The 14,765-nt window shown below is 45.4% G+C and carries 8 protein-coding genes; 2 read left to right on the top strand and 6 right to left on the bottom strand.

What is annotated here, in order from left to right; all coding sequences use genetic code 11:
• The first annotated feature begins 52 nt into the window (after positions 1-52).
• Entirely contained in the window at positions 53-2,401 is a 2,349-nt protein-coding gene (locus LU351_RS03990) for a TonB-dependent receptor domain-containing protein (protein ID WP_232592757.1), read from the top strand.
• Between the two features lie 61 nt (positions 2,402-2,462).
• The gene (locus LU351_RS03985) at positions 2,463-3,380 is read left to right on the top strand and encodes a hypothetical protein (RefSeq protein WP_232592756.1); all 918 of its coding nucleotides are present in this window, start codon (positions 2,463-2,465) and stop codon (positions 3,378-3,380) included.
• A 41-nt stretch (positions 3,381-3,421) separates the two neighbouring features.
• Here the strand turns inward: LU351_RS03985 and LU351_RS03980 are convergent, their stop codons facing one another.
• The 6 genes from LU351_RS03980 to LU351_RS03955 form a co-directional block, all read right to left on the bottom strand.
• A complete protein-coding gene (locus tag LU351_RS03980; RefSeq protein WP_232592755.1) occupies positions 3,422-5,389 on the bottom strand; it encodes a methyl-accepting chemotaxis protein in 1,968 nt (655 codons plus the stop codon).
• 185 nt (positions 5,390-5,574) lie between these two features.
• Positions 5,575-7,059 carry an aldehyde dehydrogenase family protein gene (locus LU351_RS03975; protein ID WP_232592754.1) on the bottom strand — a complete coding sequence of 495 codons (1,485 nt, stop codon included), beginning with the start codon at positions 7,057-7,059 and terminating at the stop codon, positions 5,575-5,577.
• Between the two features lie 251 nt (positions 7,060-7,310).
• Positions 7,311-9,833, bottom strand: a complete 2,523-nt coding sequence (locus tag LU351_RS03970) for a TonB-dependent receptor (protein ID WP_232592753.1) — start codon at positions 9,831-9,833, stop codon at positions 7,311-7,313.
• A gap of 242 nt (positions 9,834-10,075) precedes the next feature.
• Complete coding sequence (locus tag LU351_RS03965) at positions 10,076-11,686, bottom strand: BCCT family transporter (RefSeq protein ID WP_232592752.1); 1,611 nt, start codon at positions 11,684-11,686, stop codon at positions 10,076-10,078.
• A 288-nt stretch (positions 11,687-11,974) separates the two neighbouring features.
• Positions 11,975-13,084: a mandelate racemase/muconate lactonizing enzyme family protein gene (locus LU351_RS03960; RefSeq protein WP_232592751.1), complete on the bottom strand. Its 1,110-nt coding sequence runs from the start codon at positions 13,082-13,084 to the stop codon at positions 11,975-11,977.
• 91 nt (positions 13,085-13,175) lie between these two features.
• Positions 13,176-14,684: an aldehyde dehydrogenase family protein gene (locus LU351_RS03955; protein WP_232592750.1), complete on the bottom strand. Its 1,509-nt coding sequence runs from the start codon at positions 14,682-14,684 to the stop codon at positions 13,176-13,178.
• Between the last annotated feature and the right edge of the window lie 81 nt (positions 14,685-14,765).

The following is a 14,765-nucleotide window of genomic DNA, read 5'->3' as shown; positions in this document are numbered from 1 at the left end:
TTGGTGTGTTTTTCTTTTTTAATTTTACAATAATCGCGGATAGTTAATGGTTATGATGCACTTCCTCCAACGTATGTCTAATACCAAACAATATTTACCGCTATGTTTGCTGATGAGTGCATGTGGATTGATGCCTTACCAATTTGCTATTGCACAAGAAAATCAGCTTGAAGATGAAAACAGCGTCGAAGAAATTCGGGTGGAAGGCAGAAAAACCCCAGACAGTACAATTGGGCAGCCAACCATAGAGTTAGGTGGTACTGAATTAATGGTAAAAGTCAGTGGTACGCTGGGTGAAACCATTAGTGCTGAACCGGGTGTCCATAATGCTTCATTTGGCCCAGCGGTGGGCTTGCCAGTATTACGGGGGTTATCTGGTGTGCGGGTGAGGTTAGTACAAGACCAAATTGGTGCCTGGGATGGCTCTTCATTAAGTGGTGATCACGCAACCACCTTGGAGGCAGCCTCGGCTAATACGATACGAGTAGTTCGTGGCCCAACGACATTAGTACACGGTGGTGCCGCCATTGGCGGTGTGGTTGAAGTCGAAACACAGCGAATCCCTTTTACCGCGTCTTCAGAAAAAAATAATTCATCGTTATCTCGTTATCAAACGGATTCCGATGATGTTTTTTTTCAAGCCGAAACCCGTCGTGAGTTGGTAAATGACCATGACCAAACCACTAACCGCATCCGTTTGGATGCCCACGCGGGTAAGATAGGAATTCACTTCGATGGTTTTCTTAGAGAACACGATGATGTGCAAATCTCAGGTCAAGCGATTGATACCGAAGCGGTAGCGCAACAGTTTGGGGATATTGTTAATTTCAATTTTAACGACACTCTGCCCAACACCGCGTCGGATGCTCGTAATGGCGCAGTGGGTTTTGCATGGAATGGTGAGGTTATTTCTGCCGGGGTGTCTGTAAGCCGTTTAGATAACCGTTACGGTATTCCCATCGGTGCGCATATTGAAGTTGAAGATGCTCCAGGCGGCGGACATCATCACGCACACCCTTCGGGTAATGAGACCGATGGTGGCATTGTTGCCACACCTGTTCGGGTTGACCTTAACCATAAGCGTCACGATGGTAGAGTAAAATGGCACTCGCCTTTTCAATTTGCTAACAACGCTTTCTTGCCCTCTATTGATGAAATCGAAATTCTCGTGTCAGAGGTGAATTATGATCACATCGAAGAAGAAGTGGGTGTGATCAGTACTGAATTTATAAACGAGGTGTTGGAATCTCGTTTAAAAGTATTGTGGTCGGATTTTTTGGGCTTTGAGGGTGAACTGGGTTGGCAAGGTTTTGAGCGGGAATTTTCTGCGCGAGGTGTGGAGTCTTTTGTTCCCGCGACGGATCAAGAAATGGATGCCTTTTATTGGGTTGGCCAAAAAGACATTCACGATTGGCAAATCGAGTTGGGCTCACGATATGAGATAACGACGCTTTCTCCGAATGAACCCACCGCTCCCTATTTGGGGGTCAGTTTTCAATTTTCGCCGATTGAATATGAAACGTTTAGCCATCAAATGGCATTTCGTTATCAGTGGGATAGCGACACAGTGTTATCAACGGCATTCAGCTTGTCGCAACGTGCGCCAGATGTCCACGAATTGTTATCCTTCGGCCAACATTTGGCAACGCGTTCCTTTGATATGGGTGCCTTGTTGAGAAACGGCCCTTTGGATGCAGAAACTTTTTCTCATGCGGAAGTTGGCTTGGAAAGTGCGCTTAATTTTATTGGGTATGATATTGGTGACATTAAAGGAAATCTTTTTTATACCGATGCGAAGGATTACATCTATCAACAAAATACGGGTTTGTTGTTTGATCGGGAGTCAGAACTGTTTCAAGGCGGGTGTTCCGTTATTAGTGAATGTTTAACTTTGTTGGAATATACGCAGGAAGATGCCACATTTTGGGGGTATGAACTGAATTGGGAATTACCTTCTTTAGTAGTGGGTAAGGGTGAATTTATTTGGTCTTTCTTTTCGGATTACGTTCGTGGGAAATTTAATGAAGTTCCGACTGTTGATGCTGTCTTTTTTGGAGAAAATTCCGCACGAGATATTCCAAGATTGCCCCCCATGCGGATTGGTTCGGAATTTCAATATCAAAAAGGAGAATGGCAAGCGTCTTTACGGATGACACAAATACGGGCTCAAAAGCACACCGGGTTGAATGAATTGCCCACCGATCAATATCTTCGGGCAGACATGAGTGTAGTGCACCAAGGGTATTTATCCACCTCTTCTCAATCTTCGGGTTCATACAGTATCTTTTTGAGGGGGAAAAATCTGCTGGATAAGCCTATTCGAAATTCGACTTCCTTCCTAAGACACTACGCACCAGAAACTGGTCGTTCAGTGGAGCTGGGTGTGCGTTTTGAGTATTAAATAAAGTAATGTTATTGAATATTAATAAAAGTATTAAATGGAAATCAGAAAGGGTGTAAGCATGTCTTCTTTGTTGTCAAAGAGTCGTTTTAAAGAGTTATGCACACGACTCGGAAAGCCACAACTATCTCTATCGTTTGGTATTTTGTTTTTTATGCCGCTGATCGAAGTGCATGGTCAGTCTGTTAATTTGCCATCTCATTTCGATGTGGATGTTACCGTTCGGCAAACGCCACAAGGGGCACAGCTATTTATTAATCAACATATTGTGGATGGTAATGATGTTTACCCTTTACCGGTGGATTATGATACACGGCATTTGTTGGTGCCTTCTGTGTTTGGTACGCCCGATGCGCCGGTGAATGATATCCCCCATAAAACCGACGACCCAGGTTGGCTTATGTCGGCGAGCGATATGCTGGATGATGAAATTCTGTGGTTTAGGGCATTAGGAGAGCTTCGCTATTGGAGCCCAGATACGCAATCGTGGGAGACAGAATTAACCGGTGGTGAACAGGTGATTTTGTATGGTGGTTTGCCACCGGGTGTCTTATTTGGTGACCCAGAAGAATTGGCGTTCTGGCAAAGCGGTACGCAATGGTCGCAACAAGGTGTGGAAGGGCCAACAGAGTCGGTAATTGAATACGTCAATGGTGGCATACATGCGCATTTAGACTTTTGCGTTAAAGATTCAGAAGGAACATGTGTTAGCTTTACGCGACGAGGTCGACGACTTACCGGTGGAATTTCCGATACCGGTAATCCTCAACCCGGTGCTTACTTAATTGAAATGCAAATGTTTTCAACCGCTGAGGTGGAAAGCGGAGTTAAAAAATATCGAGATTCAGAGCCGTTTTTTATTATTTTCCGTCAGGGTATTTCAGAAGAAGAGTTTTTGCTTGCGCAGCAGAGTTTAGTCAGTGTTCCTCAGATTGAAACACAACCTGTACCTGCTGCGGGGATTTTAATTATGAACTAACGAGTATTCCTAGTGCTCGATAATATGTAAGGTATAAATACTTATACCTTAAATTTATGAACTAATGACGAAACGTGAGCTGCGAGTTGTTGTAGCTCACCGGCATTGGTTGCACTTTCTTCTGCGACGTTAACTAATTTTGTAGAGGAATCATGAGTATTGTTAATATTGCCATGAATGCTTTCGGTAATTTGTTGCTGCTGTCGAACGGACACCGTAATTTGATCACTAACATGGCTGATGTTATCGATGGCTCCACTGATCTCTTCAAAGGCTTGCATTGCAGAGCTGGCATGTTGAGCGGTTTTATCCGAATGCTTCAGGCTGTTATCCATATTTTTCACGATGCCATGAATCACTTTACGAAGCTTATCTAATTGTACGGAAATTTCTTCGGTAGAGTCGGTGGTGCGTCGAGATAAGGCTCTCACTTCGTCGGCAACAACGGAAAAACCTCTCCCATGCTCTCCAGCTCTTGCGGCTTCTATGGCGGCATTTAGTGCTAATAAATTGGTTTGATCTGCAATACCCAAAATGGCCTCCAAAATGGAGGTAATGCCTGCGCTTTCGGTTTCCAGTTGTGTCATTTGCTCTGAGGCGGTGGTCAGTGCCTTGTTGAGTTCATTCATGCTTTGTGAAGTGGCTGTAATCACTCCTTGTACGGATTCACTGCTCGATTTTGCGTTGTGGGCCGAGTGTGATGTGGTTTGGCAGTGTTCGGTGACTTCATTGGTGGAGTGGGCCATTTCTGAAATATTACTGGCCGTTTGTTCGAAAAAGGTTTGCTGTTGGTGGGAAAGTGCATTGAGTGTATCGGAGGCTCGTGTGGTTTTTTCCGCTTGTTGGCTTACTCGATCTGCACTTTCACCTATCTCGGTTACCAAATCAGCAATGGATTTTAAAAAGACATTAAAGCTTTTTGCCAACTCGCCCGTCTCATCGGTACTATTCACATTTAGTCGCTTAGTTAAATCTCCACCGCCTTCTGAAATATCTTTCAGCCCCTTGGTGACTTGGCGAATAGGGCGCGAAATCATTTGTGCCATCACAGTTGCTAAAGCACCAAAAATACCAATTAAAATAATACTGATAATAGTAATAATGGTCGTCATTTTAGACGCTAGCGCCATGGCTTCTTGTTCTTGAATCAGGCCAATATAGCGCCAGCCCAATTGCGCTGATACCACTACAGTGGCAAGGTATTTTTCTCCTCTAAGGTCAACCGTCATTAATCCGTCAGAAGCTTGTTTGTTAATTAAATTAGAAAGGCTACCGTTTTCGATATCCCGAATATTTTTAAAATTATGTTCAGGCCAAACTGGGTCAACCAAGACATTACCGGTATCTTCTAATAGCATGACAAATCCGGTTTTGCCAAAACGAATATTCGTAACCATCTCAGTTAAATTTTTAAGTGAGACATCCATGCCTTGTACACCAATGGCTTGGCCAAATCTGTTTTTTATCGAGCGGACGGTAGACACAATAACGGCATCGTCAGCTTCCCAATAATAGGCACTGGTATGGACAGTTTGGCCGTTGGCGTTCATTGCACTATCAAACCATGGGCGTGTGCGTGGGTCGTAGGAGGCAATGGCGGGGCCACTTGGCCACTGTACATAACCGCCTTCCTGATTGCCCATATAAACATAAGCAATGCCCGAATGGGTTTCTGCAAAGTCTCGATAGAGCGTGAACACCTTCGCTTCAGTTTCACCGTTTTGTAATGCTGTCATTTCACCAGATACATCACTGGCCATGTAATTGACTAGGCCAGTTTCTGCTTCAATGACGTCTGGGTGGGTAGCAAGATAATTAACATTTTTCGATATTTCATTAAAAAAAAGTTCGAAGGCATTGCTTATTTGGAGAATTTCAGCTTGGCTGCGAGCGGTAAAATTTTCAAACGCTTGTTCTTCGGTTTCTTGGATTACCCAAAATGAAATAGTGAAAATAGGCAAAATAATTGAGGCAAGAAACGCTAGTAACAACTTCGTTGAAATGTTCATGTAAATACCGCATTAGTGTTGTATTACCGGTTGATAAAGTGATTGATCATGGTATGGCGACTCTCTGTTATCTCTCTTTTGAATGTTTTTCAATGGTTCTTGCTTTTCAAATGTTTCTATTTAAAAATCAATTTCGAGATTGAGTTTCAAAAGTAACAGAGAGTATGCCTTAATGATATTGTTAATTAGTCGTAGGCAATCCAAACGGATTTTACACGTGAATAGGCCGATAAAACATGAATGCCCATTTCTTTTCCCCAGCCGCTTTGTTTAAAGCCTCCAAATGGACTCGCAAAGTCATAGCAGCCATAACGATTTACAAAAACTTGCCCCGCATCAATGGCGGATGCCACTCGGTGGGCACGAGAGACATCGGCGGTATACAAACCTGCCGCCAAACCGTAAATGGTATCGTTGGTTAGGGTAATGGCTTGTTCTTCGTCGGAAAAGGATTGAAGAATCAGGACTGGTCCAAATATTTCTTCCCGAGCAATAGCCAGTTGATTATCCACATTGCCGAATAAAGTTGGTTGAACATAGAAGCCATTTTTATATTCACCAGGTAGGGTGAGGGCTTCACCTCCGGCTAATAACGTTGCTCCGGCTTTTTTGCCTGATTCGATATACCCCATAATTTTTTCGAATTGTGCTTGGCACGATTGTGCCCCTTGGTAGGCATCGGCATCATAAGGGTCACCGCAAACAATGCCATTAACGCGCTCAGTCATTTTTTGGCTGACGGTTTCATAAATAGAGTCATGAATTAATAAGCGAGTGGGCTCTGTACACTTCTCTCCTTTTTGGGAGTAGGCAACATGGAAACATCGTTCAATGGCAGCATCGAGATCTGGAGTGTCTTCAAATAGTAATACTGGTGCTTTGCCCCCTAATTCTAATGTAACCGTTTTTAAATTGGACTCGCCTGAGCCAAGCACAATTTTTTTACCGGTAGCGGTGCTGCCGGTAAATGAGACTTTGTCTATGTCTGGGTGGTGGGTAATCAGTGAGCCAACATCACCCGCACCGCACACTACGTTAATCGTACCTGGTGGAAAAACACCGGCGGCATCCCAGAGTTCTAGAGTGCGCAATAAAGAGTAGGGGGTTTCTTCGGAGGGCTTAACAACCACGGTATTTCCTAAGCATAGGGCGGGGGCAATTTTCCACATGGCCAGTAATAAAGGAAAGTTCCAGGGAATAATAAGCCCACAAACACCTACAGCTTCTCTTTGAATATAATTCACAAAGCCCGGTTCTACTGGCGCCGTTTCTCCATAAAATTTATCGGTCCACCCTGCAAAATAATCGAATAAATCTGCCGTATCAGGCATGTCGTCTTCTAGGGATTCACGATACAGCTTGCCGTTTTCTAATGTGATGAGAGCGGCTAATTCTTCTTGGTGTTCACGAATAATTTGCCCCGCTTGAATCAGTGCTTTTGCACGTTCGCGTCGAGAATAGTTTCCCCAGCCATTGTGGAAACTATTGCGAGCCGCTGAAACGGCTTCGTCTAATTCATGTTGGTTTGTACTGGGAACTTCCCCTATTGGGGTGTTTGTTGCAGGGTTGTGACAAAGATAAAGGCGTTCGGGAGGTTGCCATTGGCCATTAATGTAATTAGCTTTTTTACTTTTTGCCCATTCGTACGCTTGCTGTTGTTGTGTTGTCATCGTGGCACCATACTCATAACCCAATTGCCGTTTTATTGGTTATCAATTATATATTTAAATCGGCCATTGAATTCTGTTCTTGAGTTATTGAGAGAAAATGTCACCTTTTCTCTAAGGTTACCTTTGAAGAAAAAGGTGGTTAAAGAATTATCATAGGGGTATTGATATTGATATATCGATGTGAGTCGATTTTTTACTGCGGAAGGTTAATTCAGTGATTGAAACTGAATTAACCCTTCGCAAATTGGTTTTTAAAAGAAGATTCGGGCAGTCGCGCCAATGTTACGTGGTCGTGCAATGGAATAAGCGGCGGGGCCACGGCGGTCAATATCGATACCAGTAACGACGCGCTCATCGGTCACGTTGCGAACGAACAGTGAAAGCTCCCAATTCTCAGCTCCAAATCCGAAGTAGAGGTTGCCTACCGTGTTGTCGGGAATGGTCAGGTTGGAAACAAGGCCTTGGTTAGCTTGCTCGGCGGAGGTGCCTAAGCTGCTGACCATGTCATCGGTGTATGAGATATCTGCTCGAACGAATAGATCCCACTGGTTATCAATGATGGCAGGTGCTGTGAAGTCAAAACCTAAGCTATAAGTCAATTCGGGTGTCATTGGTGTTCGGTCGCCTTCGGAAGCAATAGACGTTGCCGAAGCATCAACTCTAGCGACTTCTGAGTCGATGGTTCCCAAGTTGAAAGTGAGTGCAAAGTTGTCGGTAATTTGAGAATTAACGTTTAATTCCAAACCTTTGGATTCAATGTCTATAAAGTTGCCTTCCAAAATCCAGCCACACCCTAAGAAAACTTGTGATCGAGCATCAGACCAGTCAATGTAATAGAGGCTTCCGTTCACTGTGGTATTGCCAAACAAAGTGGCTTTGATACCAAATTCATAGTTGGCAAGTTCATCACTGTCAATAGTTGTCGGAATGGCATCTGCTCCTTCATCCATACCAATTGCACCAATATTTCTCAGGTCTCGTAGACATGCATCAGCTGAGCTGATGAATTGTTGAACGCTGCCTAGGCGAAATCCTTCTGAATAACTTGTGTACAGCGTCACCTCTTCTGTGGCGTTATAGACAACTTCTGCTTTAAAGTTAGTCCCATCTTCATCAATAGAGTCAGATAGCCTGTCTTCACTAAATTCAATAAACCCACCGAAGAAAACATCGGCTTTTTGTTTGTAGTCGTAATAGCGAGTACCCAGAATAAATTCTAAGTCCCAAATTGAATAACTTAACTCACTAAAAAAAGCTTTTTGTGTTGTGTCAAAGCTATATCGGCCTTCAAAAAAGCTATCCGAGCGAGTTGCACCATAGGCTGGTGTAGTACAAAAATCACAATAGGAATCTAGCCAAGAGTCTAACCCGGGAATGATGATGTCTTGCTGGAAATCACGGGTTTCATCTTCATAATAAAGCCCTGCGATGAAATTAAAAGGGCCATCGTAATCAGAGACGATACGAATTTCTTGCGCAATACGATCCAGTTGTGTGTTGTTCTCAAAGGGAGAGCGTATAACGGGTATTGCTTGGTTTGGGTCTGTAGGGTCAGCTCCCAAGTACAATAAGCCCTCTATTCCGGTGCCATCAACGAAGGAGCCTGAACCATCACCATCTACATCAAACCAATTAAAATTGGCTAGATTGACCCAATCGCGAGAACGATAGGTATCATCCAATAAGTTTTCGAACTCCCTGTTCATGTATGATGTGACAGAAGTGATTGAGTAATCTTCTAGGGACGCGTCAAATTCTAAACTTGTGACGTTCATTTCATCATCAAAGGTTTCATCTACAAATTTAGCGACTTGACGTTCGCCAGTAATGTCTATGCTTTCTTCAGGAAATAGAATATTACCATTATTGGATGTTCGGGAGTTTAGACCGAGCCCAGTGAGTGGATCATTTTGTAAATATTCGTCTGGTCTGCCATCCGCATTTAATTCTTGGGTCATGTGGGTTAGCTTGATGCTGGCCACAGATGCGATGTCCCACAATGCAGAGACGCGAGCACCTACAATCGATTCATTATTGTAATCCTCACCTCCCGAATTGGCAGGGCCACTGTAAACATTATCAATATACCCGCCATTATTAATCCCATAACCGGCAATGCGTAGAGCAAATGTATCTCCAATGGGAAGATTAAGCGTTACATCGGTATTTTGGCTGGGGGCGCCATCGGTGGTGCTGAAGTAAGAAAAGCGAGCACTGCCACTGACTTCACCGAGAACAGGTTCGTTAGGAATGATTCGAATCGCCCCAGACATGGAGCTGGCGCCAAATAATGTGCCTTGGGGGCCACGTAGCACTTCGATACGAGCAATATCCACCAGGCCGGCATCTGGGTTAAAACCGGAGGTCGTCACGGGAGTTTCGTCAAAATACACACTGGCAGTGGAAGGAATATTGGGGTTGGCGTGATTTAACCGAGACGAGGTGACTCCACGCATGGAAATCTGCGTTTGACCGCTGCCGGAGTTATTCGAGCTTAACCCTGGGACTTGGCGCATGTAATCGTTAAAGCCCATCACCGCTTTGGATGCGAGATCTTCCCCTCCTAGGGCTTGAATACTGCCTCCAATGTCTTGCAAGGATTCGTCACCGCGCTTGCGAGCGGTGACGACGACTTCTTCCATAGTAGATGAGGATTGTGCGGCAACGGGTAAAGCGGTGCTCAGCAGTGAGCCAGATATGACCGCACCAATGATTAAAGCTATGGGGAGTTGGTTGGAGGGGTGAGGGTGTGACGGGTATTTCCACGAATTCATCGGTAATTACCTTTGATCTCTATTGGTTTTAGTGTGGACGGGGAAGTGCGTTTTTCTGCATCCTCATAATGTGTGTATAGGGGCAATCAGCCACGCCTTTTGTGTGTTTTATTGCTAATGCAACTTATAAAAGCATAGCTTTTTGTATGCATCGTGCTAGAAAAATACAAATAAGCCTTATTTTTTATACTTTAATGGTATTTTTATTTTCTTTTCAGATTTTTGAATGTAGTGCTTTTGTATTATTCCATGGTGGTTGCTGCTTTTTTTTCAGCATTTTTTAATGTCTTGAGATGCTTGGTGCTCATAGTGATTAAGGCGACATTAAAAATTAGCACAATGACTAAAGCCGGGAGCCCGCCGAGATTAGATAGCGCTCGTATACCATCAACCCCTGAAAAAGCGGTCATTATCCATGCAGAAGTGCCAATCATGACGGCCCACACTACTTTAATAGTCAGTGAATGGCCGGGTTGTTCATGACGATCGTCTTTTGGGTGGTTGTCTTTTTGGTGGTTGTCTTTTTGGTGGCTGTCTTTTTGGCAGATTGTCGCGATGGCATCGGTATTGGAGTCTGCGGCGGTAACGTAGGAGACAAAAGACAGTAACAATAAAATCACGGCAAGCACTTGCGTGAAAGGTAAATAATCAATAACGGTATAGAGCACAGCCTCTGGGCCATCGGTATCCAATGTGCTTTTTAAAATTTCATTTTCGGAGTGATTCACTTCAATGGATAAACCGCCAAAAATAGTAATCCAGATCATAGAGAAAAGGGCGGGGAGAAAAAAATTCACCGTAATAAATTCTCTTACTGTATACCCGCGTGCGATGCGTCCGAGAAATACGGCTGTCATTGGTGCCCAAGCCAACCAATTTGCCCAATAAAAAATCGTCCAGGATTTGGCCCAGTCGGGCTGTGTGGTATCGCCAACCAGTAAAGATCGTGAAAAAAACTCAGAGAGATACCCCAGAAAGGCTTTTGCTCCAATCATCAGTAAGTCCAATGTGGGACCCGCTAACAAAACAAATGCAGCAAACGCAAAGAAAAATTTGGTGTTGATATCGGAAAGAATTCGAATGCCTTTTTGTAATCCTGTTACGGAAGAGATCACAAATGCAGTAACGATAAGGCTCCCGATAATGGCAAGAATGAGTGGAGAGGTGGATATATCGATAAAATTTCCAACACCGCCGGATAAAGACAACATTCCGGTGCCTAACGATGAGGCTAGCCCGGCAACCAATGCCAATAGAGCGGTTGCATCAATAATGTCGGATAAGACTTTTGGCACCGGCCTACCGATTAATACGGCAATGGGGCCGGAAAGAGAATAAGGTTGATTGAAGTTATAATGGGCGAGGGAGAAGGTTAGGGCAGGCAGGGCATAAATGGCGTAGGGCGTGAAAGACCAGTGCATGAACATCGACACCATGGCAAATTCTTCAGCGGCGTCTGACCCCGGTTGAATGCCTGCTTTACCTGGTGAATACGCATGAAACATGGGCTCTGCTGTTGCCCAAAATAAAATTCCAATGGCAACGGTGGTGCAAAGAGTGATGGCAAACCAATTCCAGCGCGAAAGCAGAGGAGTGGCATTGCTTCCACCAATACGTATTTTTCCAAGCGGTGAAGCAAAGACCCATATACAGCTCACAACAAGGCCAAAAGTGCCGATGGCAAAAGCCGAGGTAAAGGTATCAAGAATCCAGTGATTGATGCGATTTGCAACGGTAAGGAAACGCTCTAAATTTGTTAAGCTGGCGACAACGGTTGCAACTAACACCACCATTGGCACCAAGAAAACAATCGGGCGAATTGAGGCCGAGATTGTTTTTATTTGAGTGAACAAAATGTTTCACCAACCCTGATATGTATTTAATTATGATTTTTAACACGTGCCGCCGGTTTTCACTTATTGATGCGTTGTGAATATTTACGCAAGTTTAATCATAGTGAAAAATGGGGGATATGCAGAAATTAAAGCGCTTTTTTAGCGTGCTTTTTTGAATTCTTAAGGGTGTTCGCTTTGTGGATTGGAATTGAAAAGAGAAAAAACCGTTGTGGCGAACATGATGCGCTACCCTTTAAGTTCATGATGAATTTATTGAGTTGTGCGCATCATACTACAGTTTGAATTTTATTTCAGCCGCGTTTTTTTAAGCATCTCTTCGTTGAGGTCAATTCCGAATCCGGGTTTATCGGTCATCATTAATTCACCGTTCGCGTTGATGTCTAATGGTTCTGCCATGACAAAATCGCGCCGTGCCAATGACCACTCGGGTGGGTCAAACGGAAATTCCAAGTAAGGCACATCACCCACACCCGCAGACAGGTGTAAATTTGCCACTACACCTGGGCCGTTTGTCCATGTGTGTGGGGTAAAGGTAACACCAGAAGCTTCGGCTAATTGGGCAATGCGTCGTAGTCCGGTAATGCCTCCTACGAGGGCGGCGTCTGGCTGAATCACATCCAAGGCACGGTCGTGAATAATGCCTTCTAGGGCGCTTAGGTCACGTGTCATTTCGCCACCGGCAATGCGAATGTCGGTCATGGCGCGCAGTTGTTTCATGCCTTCGTTATCGTGGCGATAGAGCGGCTCTTCCATCCAGTAGACGCCGATTTTTTCCAACTCTCTCGCGACTTGCAGAGCGTCTTTTAGCTGCCAGGGTTTTTCCACATCCCAAGGCATACGCCAACCTTGGTTGCAATCGACCATTAATTCCAAACGATCGCCCACGGCGTTGCGAATGGTTTCCAGCACTTTGATGTCGTCGCGCCAATCGCCTCGATGAAAGCGAATTTTCATCGCTTTAAAACCTTCTTCAATGCGTTGGAGGGCGGTATCAGCAATGGCTTCGGCATCGCGTAAAGTGCCGGAAGAGGCGTAGGCGTTGACACGATCATGACGACCGCCCAGTAATTTCCAGACGGGTTGGTTGCTGATTTTTCCCATCAAATCCCAGAGCGCCAAATCCAGCGGCCAGCAGCGGCCATAGTGGAAATCGATGTGGGAGAGCACGGTAAAGTGACGTTCGATGCGCATTGGGTCCCAGCCAATGAACAGTTCTTCATGGCCTTCAAATCCGACCATTAAATCACCGGAACCCCAGCCCTCTAGGCCTTCATCGGTGCGGACTCGGACAATGGTGGAGTCAAAATAAGTGCGATCTCGTCCGTCCCAACTGGCACGAAAGGGCGGGTCTAGCGGAAGGCGGTGATGTGAAATCTCGATGGATTCAATTTTCATTATGTATTCTCTCACTTAGCCACAATGGTTTTGTTTAACCAGAGTGGCTTTGTTTAACTTGCGTCGTTTTTCTTAACCAGCGTCGTTTTGCTTAACCAAAGTGGGTCCAGACGGTTTTTAAATCGGCGTATTTGTCTAAGGCGTGGATGGAGCGATCTCGGCCAAAGCCAGATTGCTGGAAACCCCCAAACGGTGTGGCCATGGAGGCTCTGTCGTAGGTGTTAATCCACACGGTGCCGGCTCTGAGTGCTTCGCTCATGCGGTGGGCACACTTGATATTACTGGTCCAGACGGCGGCGGCTAAGCCAAAATCGGTGTCATTGGCGATGGCGATGGCCTCTTCTTCGCTCTCGATTTCGGTGGTGACCAGCACTGGTCCAAAGATTTCTTCTTTCGAGATGCGTGCATCGGGTGAGGCATTGGTGAGCAGGGTTGGGCCAATAAAGCCGTGATCCGATGCTGCACCGTCAATGTCTGGTTGACGGCCATCTAACGTGAGTGTGGCGCCTTCTTGGGTGCCTAATGCAATGTACTCTAAGACTTTGGCTTTGTGCTCGGCTTCCACCATCACGCCAATCTGTGTGGTTGGGTCTAGTGGGTGGCCTTGTTTCAAGCTATTGGCCACTTCAACGACTTTTTCGTACAGGGTTTGCGCAATATTTTTGTGGACGATTAAGCGGCTACCCGCATGACAGGTTTGGCCTGCATTGTAGAAAATACCCCAAGCGATGGCGCTGGCGGCGGCGTCTAAATCGTCACAGTCGTCCATGACAATTTGCGGGCTTTTCCCGCCTAATTCCAAGGCAACGCGCTTTAAATTGGTTTTCGCGGCGGTTTCCATAATGAGCCGACCCACCGACGTGGAGCCAGTAAAGGCGATGAGGTCGACATCATCGTGCTCACTTAAGGCTTTGCCGGCTTCTTCCCCAAGCCCTGGCACCACATTAAAGACGCCATCAGGAATACCGGCTTCTTTTGCTAATTTGGCCAAGTGAATGGAGGCCAGGGAAGATTGCTCCGCAGGTTTGAGGACAACAGAGTTGCCCAAGACTAAGGCTGGGCCAATTTTCCAACCGGCAATGATCAGCGGATAATTCCAAGGCACAATGGCACCAATAACGCCCAGCGGCATTCTTTTGATAAGCGCTTGGTCATGGGGGCCGGTGGGGGCAATTTCGTCGTAGAGTTTATCGGCAAATTCCGCATAGTAGCTGATCGCATTGGCGCAACCGGGCACATCCACCGCTTGTGTATCGCCAATGGGTTTGCCCACCTCTAAGGTTTCTAACAGTGCGAGGGTTTGGACGTTTTCACGAATCAATTCTGCCCATCGCAGTAGTACTTGTTTGCGCTCACTGGGCTCTTGATTTTTCCATACGCCTTGATCGAAGGCCTTTCGTGCACACGCCACTGCTGCATCAATGTCGGCTTTGTCGCAGCGTGCGACTTCGGCGAGGGGTTGGTTATCGATGGGGGAGATTCGCGTAAAGGTTTTTTCAGACTGGGCGGATTGATATTCACCGTTGATGAAAGCGCGGGTTTCAGGTTGCAGATTTTTGGCCAGAGTTTGCCATTGTTCAAATGTGGTTGGGGTTGTCATAGACCACCTAACGATAAGAAAAATAAAAAGGACGTGCCCTAAGGCACTTTTTGTTCACGATGTTGTTTGTAACGTTGTTCG

The sequence above is a fragment of the Marinibactrum halimedae genome (assembly GCF_021234875.1).
GTDB lineage: Bacteria > Pseudomonadota > Gammaproteobacteria > Pseudomonadales > Cellvibrionaceae > Marinibactrum > Marinibactrum halimedae.
Note: the sequence above shows the minus strand (reverse complement) of the source record. Positions and strands in the feature narration are given on the sequence as shown.

Bases quoted from the DNA above. Each gene is read 5' to 3' on its own strand.
- LU351_RS03980 (WP_232592755.1), bottom strand. From the start codon at position 5,389: ATGAACATTTCAACGAAGTTGTTACTAGCGTTTCTTGCCTCAATTATT.
- LU351_RS03960 (WP_232592751.1), bottom strand. From the start codon at position 13,084: ATGAAAATTGAATCCATCGAGATTTCACATCACCGCCTTCCGCTAGAC.
- LU351_RS03975 (WP_232592754.1), bottom strand. From the start codon at position 7,059: ATGACAACACAACAACAGCAAGCGTACGAATGGGCAAAAAGTAAAAAA.
- LU351_RS03990 (WP_232592757.1), top strand. From the start codon at position 53: ATGATGCACTTCCTCCAACGTATGTCTAATACCAAACAATATTTACCG.
- LU351_RS03970 (WP_232592753.1), bottom strand. From the start codon at position 9,833: ATGAATTCGTGGAAATACCCGTCACACCCTCACCCCTCCAACCAACTC.
- LU351_RS03955 (WP_232592750.1), bottom strand. From the start codon at position 14,684: ATGACAACCCCAACCACATTTGAACAATGGCAAACTCTGGCCAAAAAT.
- LU351_RS03985 (WP_232592756.1), top strand. From the start codon at position 2,463: ATGTCTTCTTTGTTGTCAAAGAGTCGTTTTAAAGAGTTATGCACACGA.